The organism is Thermogemmatispora aurantia (genome assembly GCF_008974285.1).
Lineage (GTDB): Bacteria > Chloroflexota > Ktedonobacteria > Ktedonobacterales > Ktedonobacteraceae > Thermogemmatispora > Thermogemmatispora aurantia.
Map to the genome: position 1 here is coordinate 1,105,693 of NZ_BKZV01000001.1, position 17,634 is coordinate 1,123,326.

The following is a 17,634-nucleotide window of genomic DNA, read 5'->3' on the forward strand; positions in this document are numbered from 1 at the left end:
CACTCAAGCAAGGAACTGGCGCGGATCGGTGATATGCCCGGTGATGGCCGTTGCCGCCACCGTGGCCGGACTGCCTAGATAGATCTCGGCAGTGGGATCGCCCATGCGCCCGGTGAAATTGCGATTCATCGTCGTCAGGGCACGCTCGCCGGGACCAAGCACACCGAAGTGTCTACCAATGCAGGGGCCACAGCCCGGCGTCCCGACCGAGGCCCCAGCCTGGATAAAGGTTTCGATGTAGCCCAGGCGCAGCGCCTCCAGATAGACCTCCCGCGAGGCCGGAATAACGACCATGCGCGTAGTAGGATGAATGGTGCGCCCGCGCAAGATCGAGGCCGCGATCGCCAGATCGTCCAGCCGGCCATTGGTACAGGTGCCCAGGAAAACCTGATCGATCTGAATGTGCTCGACCTGCTCAACCGGGACCACGTTGTTGACATCCGGCGGGCAGGCCACCAGCGGTGACAACTCTGAGACATCGACTTCGACCACACGCTCGTAGCGCGGATTCTGCGGCTGCAGCATCGGATAGCTACGATTGACACGCCCACGCAGCCAGGCCTCGGTGGTGGCATCGGGCGCGACCAGACCGGTCTTGGCTCCCATCTCGATGGCCATGTTGCAGAGCGTGAAGCGCTCGCTGACCGAAAGAGCTTCGACAAGCGGGCCGCTATACTCCAGGGCGCGGTAGTTGGCCCCGTCCACACCAATACGCCGCACCAGCTCCAGCGTCACATCTTTGACATAGACGCCGGGTTGCAACTGCCCCGTCAGGCGCACATTGATGGTCTCGGGAACGCGGAACCAACTGCGCCCTGTAGCATAGGCTACGCCAATATCGGTCGACCCCATGCCGGTGGCGAAGGCTCCGAGGGCGCCATAGGTGCAGGTGTGGCTGTCAGCCCCAACGATAATCTCGCCCGGCGCCACAAAGCCACGCTCCGGCATTACCTGATGACAAATGCCTTCCTGCAGGATCTGGATGCCCTGCTCACGGGCAAAGCCGCGGATATCTCGCTGCAGGGTAGCCGCCGCCACGGTGGCCGCCGGGACAATGTGATCAAACACGATGTGCGCGCGTGCGGGATCAAAGACGCGCCCGCCACGCTCGCCCGTCAGCTTGCGAAAGGCTTGAATGGCCAGCGGCGAGGTCGTGTCATGGCTCATGACGTGATCAACGTCAACGATAACGATCTCACCAGCGTTCACTGGCCGGCCCAGTTTATAGCTAAAGATCTCTTCAGCTAGCGTTCCCATGCGGTACTCCTCTGTTCTTCATACCAGGATCGAATAAAGGCATCGACTGCCTCTGGAGAAAGTGGCCCCTCCTCAGCACGCATCTTCAGCGACCAGGTCAGCTCACGCACCTGTTCGTCGTTCAGCTGCAGCCCCAGCTCCGCGGCCCGATGAGCTACAGCATGGCTTCCCGTAAAGCGCGAGCCAAGGTCTACGCGGCGCTCCAGGCCAAAGTCCGCCGGATTCAGGATCTCATAGGCCCGCGGATTGTTGAGAATGGCCCGCGTGTGCACGCCGGCGCGATGGGTGAAGGCGTACGGCGCTGTAATCGGATTATTGAAAGGAATAGGGAGATGAAGACATTGAGCTACGTAATCATCGAGAGGCGCTAACTGCCTTAAATCGCGCTGCTGCAGCGTCTCAGGATAATGCAGGTAGAGCTGCGCCACCAGGCCACTCAGTGAAGCAATGCCATTGCGCTCGCCGATGCCCAGTACAGTCACATCCAGACAATCCGCTCCGGCTTCATAGGCGGCAACGGTATTGGCAATGGCGCAGCCGCTATCGTTGTGCCCATGAAACTCGATCCCAACCTGGGGATAGCGCTCGGCACAGAGGCGAATGATGCGCTCGACCTGGCGCGGCGTGGCAATGCCCACCGAATCGGGCAGGCCGATGCGCTCCACCCCAGCCTCCACCACGGCATCAAAGACGGTCAACAGGTCGACCAGATCACTGCGGAAGGCATCCTCAGCCGAGAAGCGTACATAGCGCCCGGCAGCGCGAATGCGCTGAATCAGCGGCACAGCGTCGGCGATAATTCGTTCGATGCGCTTACCATGACTATAAGAGCGCAACTCGGGTGAGGTACCATAGAAGAGGTTGACGCCGGCCACCGGGGTCGCCAGAGCCGCCTCGACATCCGCCTCAACACAGCGCACATGGGTTACGATGCGCGCCCGCAGCCCCAGGGCGCAGAGATGCTCGATGGCTTCGCGGATGCGCGGCGCCGAGATCGGCGAGGGCACCTCAATGAAGTCGACGCCGAAGGCATCCAGCATACGAGCAATAGCAATCTGCTGCTCCAGATTGAAGAAAGCGCCGGCGAACTGCTCGCCTTCTCTGAGCGTCGTATCGAGAATGTGCAGCGCTCGTCTCATCGCTCCTCGTCCTCCTCTCCGCCTGCCACCTCCTGAGCCAGGCTTGTCAGCACGCGCTCCAGGATGGCAATGGCCTCCATATATTCCTCCACAGCAAGGTGTTCCTCGGGTGTATGATCCAGGCGCGCGTCGCCCGGACCATAGGCCACAATCTCAGGTCCCCAGGCCGGCCCCACGACGTTCATATCCGAAGTGCCGGTCTTGACTTTAAAGGCAGGCTGGATTCCCATTGCCCTCATGGCCTGCACAAAGGCGCGCACCAGCCTGGTCGTGCGCGGTGCCTGGAACGCAGCTTCTTCGCCGCTGAATTCTAATGCTAGATCTGACTCTTCTGCCCAGTGCTGCAGTTCCTCACGCAGCGCCTGCGCTGAGCAGGCCAGCGGCAGACGATAACCGATGCGCAGCGTCGCCCACTCATGGAGACCATCCTGGTCACTCTCGATGCTGCGCAGCACCGGCTGCAGCGACGCAAAAGGTGAGCTGCCACCATGCAGACGGTTCCACTCCTCTGCATGCTGCCTGACCCGCTCCCAGAAGGCCGCGGCTGCCTCCGCCGCCGTCTGGCGTGGCCCAGCGCTGTGACTACAGGGACGTACCACTCGCCCGTCAACAAGCAGTCGCCCTTTGTAGCCGAGCGTCACCGCCCGGCTGCCGCTTGGTTCACCGATCATGCACGCATAGGGACGATAGCGCTCTACGACGGCACGCGCTCCACGCGAGGTGGCCGCCTCCTCTTCGACAGCCCCAATGACCACAATAGGACGCTGCAGATGGCGACGTCCCACCAGGCGCGCCGCCGCCGCCAGGAAAGCCGCCAGCGGCCCCTTGGCATCCACGGCCCCACGTCCGTAAAGCCTGCCCTCGCGGAAAGCCACCGGGATCGCCCCGGGCACGGTATCCATATGCCCCAGCAGCACCAGCGGCGCTCGTCGGGCGGCTTCCGCGGCCACAGGTACCGTGGCGATCAGGTTGCCGACCTCGTCAATGGCAGTTTGTAGTCCGAGGCGTGGCAGATATTCGGCCAGCCAGGTCGCAAGGACACGCTCCTGACCCGAGAGACTGGGAATGCTGACCATACGATAGAGCAGCTCAATCTCAGCAGCCTGTTCAGCGGCTGCCCCTTCCCCTGCCGAGGCCGTCTGCGCGTGCGCAGGACGAGGCTCTGCCGTCGCTGCCGGCTGGCCGGCTTGCAATACCTCTGCCAGGCAGTCGAGCGCCTGGTCAAGCTGCTCCTCGCTGATGACTAGCGGCGGCAGCAAGCGGATGACGTTGGGACCTGCGGGCAGGGCCAGCACGCCGCGCTCTAGCAGCGCTTCGAGATAGGGTTGCACGCGCGTGCGCAGTTCGACGCCGAGCAGCAGGCCCAGGCCACGCACCTCGCGAATCAGCGGCGACTGCAGTGCCCTCAGACGCTCCAGAGCATGCTGACCGAGGCGCGCGGCTCTCTCAGCCAGTTCCTCGCGCTCGATGATGTCCAGCGTCTCCAGGGCCGCAGCACAGACCAACGGATTGCCGCCAAAGGTGCTGCCATGCGTGCCCGGCGTCAGCCGCCCGCTGGCAATTACACGCTCACCAAGTGCCACTACTCCCATCGGCAACCCTCCGGCGATTCCTTTAGCCAGACAGAGCAGGTCGGGCTGCAGCCCATAATGCTCGCAGGCCAGGAAGCGCCCCGTGCGTCCACAGCCCGTTTGCACCTCGTCGACGATCAGCAAGATTCCACGCTCCTGGCAGAGCCTGGCCAGCTCACGCACGTAGGTCGCATCGGCCACATGGACCCCGCCTTCTCCCTGGACCAGCTCAATGAGAACCGCTGCTGTCTGATCGTCGATCGCTCGCTCCAGAGCCGCCAGGTCGTTGTAGCGCACATGCCTGATCTCTGGTACCAGAGGAGCAAATGGCTCGCGATAGCTGCGTTCCCAGGTGGCCGAGAGCGCGCCGAACGTGCGTCCGTGAAAGCCACGCAGAGTGGCAATGATGCCCGGTCGTCCGGTCGCCAGACGAGCAAACTTGATCGCTCCCTCGACCGCTTCAGCCCCACTGTTGCAGAGAAAGAAACGCTGCAACCCGGACGGCATGAGCTGCGCCAGACGCTCTAGCAGACGCGCCCGCACATCGTTGTAGACACTCTCGGGGCAGGTAATCAGGCGCTGCGCCTGGGCCGCCAGCGCTGCGGCAATCTCCGCCCGCCCATGTCCGATGTTTGCCACTCCATGCCCGGCGGCGCAGTCAATGTAGCAGCGTCCCTGCGCATCCCAGAGCAGCACCCCCTCGCCGCGCACGATCTCCACTGGCCGCTTGTTGTAGACGCCGCTGGTGTGAAGGCGCTCCAGATCCATCAGCGTCTCGAAGGCCGCCGCTGGCTCGCTGAGTATGCTCATCGCCGCACCTCCCCCGAGAGCGCCGGCTGCTGATAAACTGGGGACGCCTCAGCCTCACAGGAGCTGGAAGCGGCAATGACTGTCCCAGCACCCGCCAGAACCGCCGCCAGCGAGCCAGAGCCAATGCAGACGCGGCGCACTCCACCAGCCAGGGCCTCCTGAGCGCCGAGCAACTTCTTACGCATGCGCCCCTGAGCGTAGGAGAGATAGCGCTCCAGCTCGTGGGCCACGATCGTGGGCACCACACTGCGCGGATCGGCCAGATCGCGCAGCAACCCCGGCACGTTAGTGAGAATAGCCAGCGTCTCCGCCCCCAAGGCTGCCGCGACCGCCGCCGCCACCCGGTCCCCGTCAACATTCAAGCGCTCTCCCTCCAGACCCAGGGCCAGCGGCGCTACTACCGGTGTATAGCCCGCCTCCAGGAGCAGGCGCAGCAACGGGGCATTGACTTGCTCGATCTGCCCACTGTAGTCATCGCGCACCACACGCACGCGGCCATCCGGCATCACCGCCCGCAGGGCCGTCTTGCGCCGCGCTCGCAGTAGCTGACCATCAACGCCAGCCAGCCCCACAGCATTGACACCGCAGCGCTGCAAGAGCGCCACCAGTTCCGTGTTGATCTGACCAGCTACTGCCATCGCATAAATACGCAAGGTCTGGGCATCGGTATAGCGACTGGTCATTCCATTGGGAGCCGTGAGAACCTGCATGGGGTGGCCCAGGCGCTCGCTCAGCTCATTCGTGAGCTGGGAGCCGCCATGTACCACCACTACCCGCTCGCCCTCCCTCACCAGGCGCGCAATCTCCTCAACAACCGGCGTCGCATCAATCCCGGCCCCACCGCCAATCTTGACAACGAGAGTCATGGCCCGTGCCTCCTCTTCTCTTGCTCTCCTGACCGAACCGAACCGAACAGAACAGCACTCAGATCAGATCGGATGCAGCCCTGGGAAGGTCAGCCCCAGGGTTTCATCCCAGCCAAAGCGACAGTTGAGCGCCTGCACGGCGTTGCCGGCGGCCCCTTTCACCAGGTTGTCCAGCGCGGCCATGACCACCAGGCGGCGCTGGTCCGTGTCGAGTTCAAAGCCTATGTCACAGTAGTTGCTGCCAGCCAGAATCTTCGGCTCTGGATAGCGGTAGACACCGCTTCGCTCTTTGACCAGGCGAATAAACGGCTCCTCACGATAGGCCTCGCGATAGAGGCGCCAGATCACCTTCTCATCGAGGTCAGTGTTCAAGAAGACCTGGGCAGTGACCAGCACGCCACGCACCAGCTCCACCGCGGTCGCCGAAAAGGCCAGCGTCTGCCGCCAGGAGCCACCCACGCCAGCCAGAGCGCCTAGCTCCTGGATCAGCTCGGCACTATGGCGGTGACCGGTCGGCTGGAACGAGCGGACCGCCCCGCTGCGGTCGGGATGATGGCTTCCCGGCCCCGGCGTAGCGCCCGCCGCCGAGGAGCCAACTTTCGCATCGACTACCAGGGGCAGCCCCTGGTCAACAAGGCCAGCCCGATAGAGCGGAGCCAGACCGAGGATGGCCGCCGTGGCCATGCAGCCCGTTCCGCTGATGAGGGCCGCCTCGCGTAGTTCCTGCCGATGCAGCTCGGGCAGCCCATAGACAGCCTGGGCCAGCAGCTCCGGCTGCGGATGCTCCTTTCCATACCAGCGCAGATAGAGGTCCGGCGAGCGCAGGCGAAAATCTGCCGAGAGATCAATGACTACTGGCGCCAGATTGCGGTAACGCTCGATAGCCTGCATCGCCGTTCCATGCGGCATGCAGAGAAAGATCACGTCACAAGTCGACAGGTCATCATAATGGCAGAGACGAAGGCCGCAGAGTTTGCGCAGATTGGGATGCAGGCTATGCACATACTGGCCAGCGTGACTGCTGGAAGCCACCTGGGCAATCTCCACCTGGGGATGGAAAAGCAGTAGACGCAGCAGCTCGCCCGCTGTGTAGCCCGAGCCGCCCACGATCGCTACGCGCACCTGACTCATCGCTCCGCTCCTTGCAGCACGCATTGCTCGATGTAGTCCAGCATCGCGCCAGGAATGTCGACCCCGGTGGGAGCGATGCTATTGCGGAATTCCATTGTGGCATTGATTTCGTTAACCAGCAGACCACGCTCTTCGTCTTCCAGGAGATCAATGGCCAGGATGCCACCGCCAACCGCCTGCGCCGCACGGACACAGAGGGCATCAAGCTCGGGAGTAACTGGGCAATTGCTGGCCTGCGCCCCGCGGGCCGTGTTCGTGATCCAGTGCTCGCTTGTGCGATAGATCGCGCATATTGTATGCTCTCCTACAACAAAAGCCCGAATATCGCGCTGCTGCTTCTGTATATATTCCTGGATATAGTGCAGGTGATGCTGATAGGAGCCTAGCGTCTCACGGTGCTCCAGCACGGCCTCAGCAGCGTCGCGGTCATTGACGCGCGCGAGCAGCCGCCCCCAGGAACCGGTGGTTGGCTTGATGACCGCGGGATAGCCCAGGGCCTCGATGCCGCGCAGAGCGCTCTCGGCACTACAGGCCAGGAGCGTGCGCGGCGTAGGAATGCCGGCGCGCAGCAAGGCCAGGGTGGTTTGCAGCTTATCGTTACACATAGCTGTTGTTGCTGGACGATTGAAGACGTGCACTCCCCAGCTCTCCAGAACCTGAGCCACAGCCAGGCCGTGGGACTGGCTCACGCTGCGACACAGCACGGCATCGTAGGAGCGCCAGCGCTCATCGGGACGCGCCAGATCGAGAAGCAGCTCGCCATCGTTGAGCAGGTCAAAGGCGATGTTGCGCTGGCGCATAGCCTCGATGAGCAGCTTCTCCTCAACGCGGATGCGCGAGGTCAGAATTGCCAGCCTCATGCTCTATTCACCCCAATCCTCTTCAACACGCGGGGCCAGCGCCACCGCTGGCTGCTCCAGGTTGGTTACCTCCAGCTCAGCATTACAATCGGGACAATAGACGATTTCGCCGACAAGTCTATTCTGCAGATCAATTTCGGCCTCACACTCTGGACAGAGGGCCACCAGTTTGCTCATGACGGTTCCTCCTGATTAGCAGCCTGATTGCAGGCCAGGGTCTTTCACCAGCTACAGCCAAACAAAAACGCTCTTCGCCCCTTCTCGCGAAGGACGAAGAGCGTCAGCAATCGCAATCGACAGCTCTCGCGGTACCACCTTCATTCGCCGGCACTCCTGCGCACCGGCCTCAGCGAGCACGCCAGCGTGCTCTTGCCCGTTAACGGGGGCCTCCGGCAGAGGTCTACTCTCGCCCGTCTCAGCGGACGGGACGATTTCTTCTCGCGGCTCCAGGGTCTTTCTCACGGCTCACGATAGACGAGCTTTCCACCAACCGCTCGCTCTCTGGCTATCGGAGGAACCGCTACCTGTCCCCTTCAGCGCCTTCTCTGACTGTGACCGTATCTGTTTGTTTGCTTGCTTGTTTACCTATCAGGCTCTCCTTAGAGAACCAGTAACCGGCACGTGTGGCCCGGTCCCCACTGGCCGGCTCTCACCAGGCTCTCACTCTGAGTCGCCTGCTTCTTTTCTGCTACTGCTACTGCTGCTGTCCGTTTTCTCCGCGGGTCTGTGGTAAGCGGATGGCGTCATAGGTCATGGACTGCAGCAACAAAAAAACTCTTCATCCTCGAAAGGACGAAGAGCGCAACAGAGATGGCGGCTCTCGCGGTACCACCTTCATTCGCCGCTACCTCACGGCAGCGACCTCGGCGAGTGCAATCCCCTGATCTTCTTTCTTTCAATCCCTGGTTTCAATCCCTGGGCGAGCTTCTCTAGGAGCGAGACTGCACTCCTGCCCGTTAACGGGGGCCTCCGGCAGAGGTCTACTCTCGCCCGCCTCAGCGGACGGGACGATTTCTTCTCGCAGCTTCGGGACCTTCTTCGCGACCTGCCAGCATACGAACTTTGCACCAACCGTTCGCTCTCTGAATGCGGCTTGGCCGCTACTCATCCCGCAACGCCTTTCGCTCTTAGAATGGGTTGCTTTTTTGGGATTTATACCATTTTTTGCCGCTGCTGTCAAGTCCCGGGGAAGGCATTGGCCTGGAGCCACAGTTTTGGTTTTGGTCCCTGGCGCCCAGCCGGGTTGTTGCAACAGGAGATGCCACCTGGCACGTCCTATGTAATGAAGAGAGAGACAGAGGTGCGGGTGCTCGCCAGTTCCTTCCTCTGCTGAGGGGAAGGACCAGGCACCCGGCTCCGTTGCCAATGAAAGAAGGAGGGCCAGGCCACTGCATGAGCACTATGCTCCCCTGGTACTACTGGCCATGTGCGCCAGCTCAGCTGAGTCTCGCCCAGGGCGAGGTCCATATCTGGTGCGCCTCGCTGGCTCTGCCCGCCGCCAGGATGGCAGAGCTGGCCACAGTTCTGACGCCCGCAGAACAGGAACACGCCGCTCGCTTTCGCTCGGCGCAGGCCCGCCAGCAGTTTATGGCAGCGCGGGCGATCCTGCGCCTCATCCTGAGCCGCTATCTTGGGTTGCTTCCACAGCAGTTGCGCCTGCGTACCAATCCCTGGGGAAAGCCAGAGCTAGATCCTGAGCCAGCTAGCCTTCAGCCGAGGCTGACATTCAATCTGTCGCACTCCGAAGCGCTCGCTCTCTATGCTGTGACAGGCGGACGGGCGATCGGCATCGACCTGGAGTATTTGCGCCCTCTGCCAGAGGCCGAGCTAGAGCAGCTCGCCGCCCGCTACTTTGCGCCCGCGGAATATCGGACGCTCCTCAGTCTGGCAGACGAGGAGAAGCTGCCAGCCTTTTTCCGCTGCTGGACCAGCAAAGAGGCCTATGTCAAGGCGCGCGGTCAGGGCCTTGCGCTGCCTTTGGATGCTTTTGAGGTGTCGTTGACTCCCGCATCTCCCGCCAGGCTGCTAGCCAGCACCGAAGAGCCAGATGCTCCTCAGCACTGGTCGCTGCTGGCCATCGAGCCAGCACCGGCCTATACCGCTGCCCTGGCCGTCGAGGGCCATATCGAGCATGTAGCGTATTTCCGCTGGAACGATCAGGAGCCTTCTCTTTTCGCTACTTGACAAAGCAAGCGTCCAAGCTCATAATCCAGGCAGTGAGTCTATCACCAGTTGGCGGCGGCCTTCGCAGAGAGCAAGGAGGCCCGGAACATGAAAGAGCATCACAGCGGTGAGCTGCCCCCATCAGAGGTATTGCGTAGCCAGGCTATCACTATCATCGAGGTGCGACCCACTGACACGCGCCAGAGTGTGCTCACGGCCATCTTGACGCAAGAGAAACTGGGGCGCAGACAAACAGTGTTGCTTCTGCCAGCCGAGAATAAGGCTTTCCACCGCAAGGTTGATTTTGAAGGGTTGCGAGAGCTACAGCGGGAGCTTCAGACGCAGCTCATTGTTATTGCCCAGCCTGATTCGAAGGTGGCCCACTACGCCCGCCAACAGCGCTTTCCTGTCTTCTCCTCGCTGGAAGACTATGCCGCCACAGCCCAGCTGCCCCAGCCTTCGCCGGTCGAGGGGGCAGCCGCAGCCACGGAGCCAGTACCGGTCACCGAGACTGAACGTGGCCCCGCTGTCGAGTGGCCTGCTGCTGCTCTGCCTGGTCCAGTTCCAGCAGTACCCGGCTCTGCGGTTGGAGAGGACAAGCCTGGCACTACGGCAGTCGGTCCCCAAGCCCCTTCCGAGCAGGCGACCGGAGCGCTTCCTGCGCTGGTGCCGGTGGCGAGTAGCCGCATCCCTCCTCTGCCGACGCGCAGGCCTCGTGTTCCCCGCCGCGTTCTTGCCAGCCGGCGTTTCTGGCTATTCCTCGGTCTCATTATCGTGCTCCTGCTGCTCATCAGTATCGTGCTGATTCCGCTGACTCAGATCTTCGGTGGGGCTGCCAGCGCCGCCAGTGTCACCATTGTTCCCGAAACGCGCGACCTCAAGCAGATCTATACCTTGAGCGGAGAGCCGGGTGTTTCTTCCAACGCCGCCCGCCACCAGGTCAGCGCCCGCCTCCTGGCTTCATCCGAATTGCGCCAGAGCCGCCAGGTACCAGCCAGCGGGCACGGCGTGATACCAGCAACACGAGCCGAGGGCATCTTGACTTTCTACAATGCCTTGCCCGTGCCCCAAAGCATTCCGAAAGGGACCATCTTAAGTGCCCCAAGCGGCGTTCGAGTCATCACCGATCAGACAGCCTCATTGCCGGCAGCTACGCCCCCCGTGGAGTCCAGCGCCAGCGTTCCGGCTCATGCCTTGCAACCAGGTAGTCAGGGCAATCTTCCAGCCTTCGCCTTCCATACCGTTTCCTGCTGCGGTAATGGCCTCACAGTCCAAAATGCTCTGGCCTTCAGCGGTGGAGCTGATCCACAGCCCTACACCTATGTTCAACAGAGCGATATCGATCAGGCCAGCACGGCGCTCCAGATGAGCCTCATTGCAGCAGCCCAGCGCGATCTCCAGGCACGAGCGGCAGCTAATGAGCGCTTCGTCGGCGGAGCAGAGTGCCCGGCCTTGACGAGCGCCGACCATCAGGCAGGCGACCGGGTGTCAGAGGTGACAGTGACGGTTGCTGTCGTCTGCAGCGGCGAGGTCTACGATCAAGTGGGGGCACGCGTGCTGGCCGCCAGTCTGTTGGCTAACGATGCAGCGCGGAACCCAGGGCCAGGCTATAGCCTGATAGGTCAGATCGCCACCACTATCGTGTCTGCCACCCTCGCTCAGCAGCAGCAGGGCCTTATCACGCTTCGCGTGCAGGCCGAAGGCATTTGGACCTATCAATTCGACGCTCAAGCGCGTCAGCGACTGGCGAACCTGATCAAAGGAAAAACCCAGGATCAGGCGCTGGCCCTGCTTCGAGAGCAGCCCGGCATCCAAAGTGTCTCGCTCGCCCTCAGTGGCAGCGGCTCCCGCTTGCCAGACAACGCTGATGCGATTAGCATCCATGTAGCCACGGTTGTTGGTTTGAAAGCATCGCCGCTGCCAACAGCTTTCCCTGACCAGCGCTTCGCTCAGCCTTCCACTCCTCCTGAACCAGCACAGCCCCTCAGCAATAGCACACCTTCGGCGGCTCCCCCTCCCTTTCCCACGGCCTCATCCGCTGCGATCACCCCTACTGTCTCCTCACAGGATCAGATGGACCACAGCTAGCAGCCTTGCCTTCGTCTATCTACCATGTCAGCCATTCCCCACTACAGGAGATAGGACATCGCCCCCCTTGCTCCTTCGTAAGTGGATATCTATATATACATTTGTCTGTCATAGGGCGTGTCCATACTGAGAGCAGAAAGGAAAGTGACAGATCAGCATATATGCTCGTTGCAATGGAGACGCACATCAGGAAAGGAGTGGACTTCTGTGAGTCGCATTATTGTTCAGAGCGAAAAGGTTATCTCTGGTAAGCCAGAAGATATCTACGCGATTCTAGCTGACTATAAGGGCCGTCATCCGCAGATTCTGCCAGCTAACTTCCAGGACTATCGGGTTGAGCAGGGCGCCCAGGGCGAGGGCACAGTGGTGAGCTTTCGTTTGCACGCTGGCGGACGGGAACGTCTCTACCGCATGCGCGTGAGCGAGCCAGTACGGGGCCAAACCCTGACAGAGAGTGATCTCAATTCTTCACTGATCACAACCTGGACGGTCACGCCGCTCGACGATGGGCAACGTACGCAGGTACGCATTGCCACAATGTGGGAAGGAGGCAGTGGCCTCGGCGGTTTCTTTGAGCGTCTCTTCGCTCCTTTGGGCTTGCGACGGATCTATAACCAGACCCTGGCTTCGCTGGCGGCTGTGGTCGAAGGTCGACCTGCCGAGGGGCGCCGCCCAAGCAGCCCAGTGCTCTTGTTACCGCTATTAGCGTTGCTCATCGCCCTACCTTTGTTGATTCGCCTGTTCCAGCAACGCCGCCGACGCTCGAAGCTGCCAGCGCGCGTTGTCCCCGCCAGTAAGTTGAAAGAAGCCCGCTCGCGGCTCCGTGAGGCTCGCCATCAGGCTGCCCGCGCGCTCCCTCGTTTGCGCTCGCTGCGGGCCTGAGTCGATCCGATGACCACCGTTGATCACCCTCAGTTGAGCAGGAGAGACGCCACCTGAGACGGTTGGCGTCTCCTCGGCTCTCTCCTTCTTTCGCCGCTCGCTGCTTGACAACCTTCTCCGAAGTCGTTATCCTCCAAAGCAGGGATAGATGCAGAAGATTACAAACAAGCTAGCCCTGATTAAAACGAAGACACGCTTCTGAAAGAGAAAAAGGCTCGCTTGCTTCCAGCAGCTATCTCCTTCCGCTGCCTGCCTGGTCCGCCAGAGTTGCTGCCATCGATTGAGGCACGAGACCAGGCGAGGCCTGTCCTGGCCGGCTCAGGCCCCTTTCGGGCCTCGGGGCCTCGGCAGCGAGGAAAGGGCAGGCTGAGCAGGAGGAGCCAGGTTTTGGCTGAGCTGACCTGGTACTTGCGAGCGAGAGAGCAGTAGCCTGCTCCCCCCCGTTGGAGAGAAGAGACAGAGGATGGCTTTTGCGATGAGAGCGCAGTGGCCTGATGCGTATTGGGATCAGAGAGCCAGTCGTGGTCGTCTGCTGGTGCATCTGGTGCTGCTCATGGTGCTGCTACCACTGCTGGTGGCGCTCCTTGGCAGATCGGCCTTGGACGGCTTCGACTCGCTCGCCAGCGGCTGCACCGCGTTCTCCCTCTCTCCAGGGCGCACGCCGCCGCTCTATCTGGGCCTGGTGGCCTATCGCTTTGTGGATAAGCTGGCCTATCTGGAGATCGGCGATCGCGCCTTGGGTTTGTCCACCGCCGATCTTTTCGGAAACAATGCCGATTCTTCTCATTACCTGCGTGCGCTCCCTGGCGGTGGGCGTGTGCTTTTCGATGCGCTCGGCCCCGGCCTCTTGACCTTCGCCCGTATGCAGGAGGAGATCGGTGCACCCTGGCTGCTCTACCGCGATGGCGAGCTGCACAAGTTCTCAGCCAGCGATTTGGGCCAGCTACGGCCCACCTCACAGACGGCCAGTCTCTTTCCGTATCCTTTCTCCCTGAACCCGGGCGAAGATGAGGGCAGCAGTATTATCGCGTTGCCGCTGTCTTTCGCCCAACGCCTGACGCTGAGCACAACGCACCCCAACGGTAATTTTTATGCGCTTTATCGGCGCCTTCCCTGGGGGACCGTTCCCCCACAGTGCCCCGCCAGCACGATAGCGCAGACGGCCACATTGGTCAGTACCCACACCCCAGTTTTGCCAGCAGTGGCCTCCAGACACCGGAAAAGCGGTCAGCTCACAGTGTCGCCAGGGAAGCGTGTGACTTTTCTGACTCTACGGGGGCCTGCCCAGGTGCGGGAATTGACCTTTCGTGTGCCGCTGAGCGAGGCGGTCGCTTTTGGAAGGAGCTGGCTGTCGATCGCCTGGGACGGTGAGCGGCAACCCTCGGTGGTCGCTCCGGTGAAGTTCCTCGCTGGCGATGGCGCTGGCCTCTACCAACCCGTGGGCCGTCCTCTGGTAGCCAGCTGGTTGGCGACGATCCAGAGCGAGAGTAGTGGCAATCAGCGACTGATGGCCTTCCATCTTTATTGGCCGATGCCTTTTTCGCGCAGCGCTCGCTTTATGCTGCAGTCGTCCCAACGGCTGACCACCGTAGACTGGAGCGTGGCTTTTGAGCCTTTTCCCGATCCTCCCAGCTGGTGGGGGACCTTTCATGCTACCTATACCAGTGTGCCCCATCCGCCACAGGGCCAGGCCCTGACTTTGCTGGACGTCCGCGGAAGTGGCAAGCTTGTGGGAACGGTGATTAATTTCTGGCGACCCGACGGGACGCTGGAAGGCAATCCAGAGATCACGCTCGACGATAGCCTGACTCCTCAAATCGAGGTTACAGGCACCGAGGAGTGGGGTCTCGGCGGCGACTACTGGCACGGCGGTCACCAGACGAGCCTGCCTCTGGGCGGCTTCCCCAGCGGTCCCGATAATCCACCTGGGAGCGAGCGTGATGGCGCAGCCCTCTACCGCTTCCTGGTCGCAGACAGTATCCCGTTCAACCGCCATCTGGTCTTCCGGCTGGGACATGGTAGCCACAATCAGAGTCCTTACCCCTATCGCGCTCTCTTGCTCTGGTATGGGACAGTACGTCAGACGGCGACTCTTAGCGATACACTGCTGCCAGCCCAGGCAGGCAGCCGCTTCCAACACGGCTACCAGGCCGTAGATGAACACTTCTATGATCTGCGCGCCGCCGCTATTTACCAACAGGGGAATATCACGCGCAGCGGCACTGTCAGCGCGGCGAGCGGGGCGCTCTCGTTCAGTCTCCGCCTGGCGGCCAATAACGTCGGGGCTTTTCTGCGCCGTCTTTTTGACTACTGCACCCCCAATCAGAGCGCCGCAGTCTACGTGGATGGGGCCTTCGCCGGGATCTGGTACAGCGCCGGTGTGGCCAACCACGGCCCGCCCGGCTCGCCTCGCCACTGCTGGCGCGAGGAAGACTATCCGCTGCCAGCTCAGTTGACGGCGGGCAAAAGCGCCATCCACCTGCGTCTTGTCCCCGTCTCTTTGAGCCAGACACCCTTATCAGCCTGGACGGCCTTCCGCTACCAAGTGTATAGCTTCCTGCCCTAGACCAGTCTCCTCTGCCCGCAGCGGCACACACACTTGTGCCCCGGAAGCGCACCTTGCATCCAGTAAGATCGACATCCTTTCACCACCAGTGCGGTAGAAATTACAAGCATTTGGCAGCTGATCATGGTAGCCTATCGTTACGATAGAAGTGCTCATCTTGAGCACAGTGATCATCGCGTCCACCGCGGCCTCAATTGTAGACCGCGCAGCAAGGAGGCATAGCTATGAGCCGGTCAGCTTCTTACGCTACAGCAGCAGTTGCCCCGAGCGAGGCCCGGCCACTGATTCCCGCTCAGGGCAACGGGCGCCGTCTCCTGCAACGACTCAACGCTCTTCAGCAGGAAGTGGCCGAGGTCGTAGAGGAGGCAGTTGAGAGCGGCAGTCACACCAATGGGCCTCGTGTCCAGGCCCTGGAGGAGGCATTTAAGACCTATCTTCAGGTGGCTGAGGCGATCGCCGTCAATAGCGGCAGCTCTGCTTTGCGAGCCGCTTGCGAACTGCTACGCCTGCCCCCTGGAACCGAGGTCATTGTCCCGTCCTATACGTTTATTATGACCGCATATGCGGTCAACGATGCCTTTGCTTTCGAGTCGCAGAGCGGTGCGCTAGCCAAAGGCGGGCTGGTCCCTGTCTTTGTCGATATCGATCCTCAAACCTATACCATCGATCCGGCCAGCGCCAGGGAAGCTTTGAGCGAGCGTACACGCGTTATCATCGCCGTTCATATGCTGGGCCAAATGGCCGACATGCGCCCCCTGCTCGATCTGGCCGATGAGCACCAGCTTTTTGTCATTGAGGATGCCGCGCAGGCCCACGGCGCGACCTACCGCGATCCCCGGACGAACCATATTTACCAGGCGGGGAGCATGGGCGACTGCGGCTGCTTTTCGCTGAGCGATGTCAAAAACATTGGCTCGATGGGTAATGATGCGGGCCTGCTGACACTGACTACACGCCTCGGCTCTCGCCTGCCAGCCCTCACCGCTGAGGCCCGCGCCTGGCGCAATACAGGCCGCTTCGGTCGGCACCGCTATGAGCACCAGACCTGGGGTATCCGTGCACGGATGGATGAGTATTCAGCGTCAGAGTGCCTGGCCCAGTTGCGCTATCTCGATAGCTGGGTGAGCCGTCGTCAACAGATTGCTGCACGCTATAACGCTGCTCTGGCCAGCACCTCCTTCACGCCCCCCTATACTGCACCTGGTCGCACCCATGCTTTCTTTAATTACATGGTCAAAGCGCCCACGCTGGAAGCCCGTCGCCTGCTGGAGTCTCGCCTGCGCGCGGCGGGTATCCAGGTCGCCGATACCTACAGTGTGGTGCCAGACCAGCCACTCTATCGCCAGGGTTTGCTTCCCTGCCGTATCGTGGCCGCTGAGCGAGCACGGGAGGCCGCTCGCCTGCTGGTGGCCATCCCTTGTTATCCCGAGCTTGAAGAGGAGGAAGTTGCTCGCATCGAGGAAGTGTTGAGCCGCTGCCCATAAGCAGCCCCCTGCCAGGCCTCTTCATCAGAGGATGGGTCCAGCGCCGGTGGCAAAGCTTCGCTCTGCCTCTCCCGCCGTCTCTCTTCTTCCTCCTCGCCACCGGCGCTGACCTCTCTCCTTCCTTCTCACCAGTGATTTTTATTCTATTCAGGATGGGCCTGCTGAACAGGCGGCTCGGCTTCGCTCTCACCCAGGTGCGTCTTGATGAGCGCCAGCAGCTCTTCGGTCCGAAAGGGCTTGGTGAGATAGGCGCTGGCTCCCGCCAGACGCCCCTTGAGGCGGTCTAGTACGCCATCGTAGCCGGAGAGGATGACGATGACTGGGCGCCGAGGGTGACGGGCTTTGAGGATCTGTGCAATACGATAGCCACTCAGGCGCGGCAAGGCAATGTCCAGGAGCACGAGATCGGGGAGGAGATCGCGTTGCTTCGCGAGGGTTCTGATGGCCTCGACGCCATCAGCATAGGTCAGACAATCGATGCCCTGGCGTCGCAAACATACCTCGACGATCTTGCGCACTGGCAATGAGTCGTCGATCACCATGACAAGCTTGCCCATCGTGGCCTGCCCCTTCCTGGAAACGAGGTCCAACCGCTGGCTGGCCTTGAGCTGAGCGATCTGGCCCTCATCAGTCAATCATGCTGACAGGTGGTTGCTGCTTTTTCATCTGACTAGGAGGGTAGTCAGCCAGCGGCGATGAAGGCCTCTGGTTTTTCCGCCGTAGGCGATAGGATGGTTTGCCTTCGTTGCGCATGGGCACGGGTGCTTTCGCCGAAATACCTGCCTCCTCTTGCTGGTAGGCCTGTCTACGAGTAAAT

The 17,634-nt window shown here is 61.5% G+C and carries 13 protein-coding genes; 5 read left to right on the forward strand and 8 right to left on the reverse strand.

The features are described 5' to 3' along the window. Positions 1–3: 3 nt before the first annotated feature. From KTAU_RS04365 to lysW, 7 genes are all read right to left on the reverse strand, one after another. Positions 4–1,257: a 3-isopropylmalate dehydratase large subunit gene (locus tag KTAU_RS04365; protein WP_151727193.1), complete on the reverse strand. Its 1,254-nt coding sequence runs from the start codon at positions 1,255–1,257 to the stop codon at positions 4–6. After that, positions 1,245–2,396, reverse strand: coding sequence for a LeuA family protein (locus tag KTAU_RS04370; RefSeq protein ID WP_151727194.1), 1,152 nt, complete (start codon positions 2,394–2,396; stop codon positions 1,245–1,247). The genes KTAU_RS04365 and KTAU_RS04370 overlap by 13 nt, the downstream gene beginning before the upstream one ends. Beyond that, positions 2,393–4,777: a [LysW]-lysine hydrolase gene (locus tag KTAU_RS21800; protein ID WP_151727195.1), complete on the reverse strand. Its 2,385-nt coding sequence runs from the start codon at positions 4,775–4,777 to the stop codon at positions 2,393–2,395. Before KTAU_RS21800 ends, KTAU_RS04370 begins: the two co-directional genes overlap by 4 nt. Beyond that, positions 4,774–5,643, reverse strand: a complete 870-nt coding sequence (locus KTAU_RS04380; RefSeq protein ID WP_151727196.1) for a [LysW]-aminoadipate kinase — start codon at positions 5,641–5,643, stop codon at positions 4,774–4,776. Before KTAU_RS04380 ends, KTAU_RS21800 begins: the two co-directional genes overlap by 4 nt. A 63-nt stretch (positions 5,644–5,706) precedes the next feature. Continuing rightward, positions 5,707–6,774, reverse strand: coding sequence for an N-acetyl-gamma-glutamyl-phosphate reductase (argC, locus tag KTAU_RS04385; protein WP_069802945.1), 1,068 nt, complete (start codon positions 6,772–6,774; stop codon positions 5,707–5,709). Then, entirely contained in the window at positions 6,771–7,634 is an 864-nt protein-coding gene (lysX, locus tag KTAU_RS04390) for a lysine biosynthesis protein LysX (RefSeq protein ID WP_151727197.1), read from the reverse strand. Before lysX ends, argC begins: the two co-directional genes overlap by 4 nt. A gap of 3 nt (positions 7,635–7,637) precedes the next feature. Beyond that, positions 7,638–7,811 (reverse strand): lysine biosynthesis protein LysW, encoded by a 174-nt coding sequence (lysW, locus tag KTAU_RS04395; RefSeq protein WP_052887885.1) that lies wholly within the window; start codon positions 7,809–7,811, stop codon positions 7,638–7,640. A 1,215-nt stretch (positions 7,812–9,026) separates the two neighbouring features. On the opposite strand from lysW, the gene KTAU_RS04400 reads away from it, so the two are divergent. The 5 genes from KTAU_RS04400 (at position 9,027) to KTAU_RS04420 (ending at position 16,817) form a co-directional block, all read left to right on the forward strand. Continuing rightward, on the forward strand, positions 9,027–9,818 hold the full coding sequence (locus KTAU_RS04400) for a 4'-phosphopantetheinyl transferase family protein (protein ID WP_228026315.1): 792 nt from the start codon (positions 9,027–9,029) through the stop codon (positions 9,816–9,818). 87 nt (positions 9,819–9,905) lie between these two features. Then, complete coding sequence (locus tag KTAU_RS04405) at positions 9,906–11,885, forward strand: baseplate J/gp47 family protein (RefSeq protein ID WP_151727198.1); 1,980 nt, start codon at positions 9,906–9,908, stop codon at positions 11,883–11,885. A 207-nt stretch (positions 11,886–12,092) separates the two neighbouring features. Then, positions 12,093–12,767 (forward strand): SRPBCC family protein, encoded by a 675-nt coding sequence (locus KTAU_RS04410; RefSeq protein ID WP_069802948.1) that lies wholly within the window; start codon positions 12,093–12,095, stop codon positions 12,765–12,767. 475 nt (positions 12,768–13,242) lie between these two features. Further along, complete coding sequence (locus tag KTAU_RS04415; protein WP_170293049.1) at positions 13,243–15,333, forward strand: DUF2961 domain-containing protein; 2,091 nt, start codon at positions 13,243–13,245, stop codon at positions 15,331–15,333. A gap of 224 nt (positions 15,334–15,557) precedes the next feature. Then, entirely contained in the window at positions 15,558–16,817 is a 1,260-nt protein-coding gene (locus tag KTAU_RS04420) for a DegT/DnrJ/EryC1/StrS family aminotransferase (RefSeq protein WP_151727200.1), read from the forward strand. A gap of 143 nt (positions 16,818–16,960) precedes the next feature. Here the strand turns inward: KTAU_RS04420 and KTAU_RS04425 are convergent, their stop codons facing one another. Then, a complete protein-coding gene (locus tag KTAU_RS04425) occupies positions 16,961–17,374 on the reverse strand; it encodes a response regulator (protein ID WP_151727201.1) in 414 nt (137 codons plus the stop codon). Between the last annotated feature and the right edge of the window lie 260 nt (positions 17,375–17,634).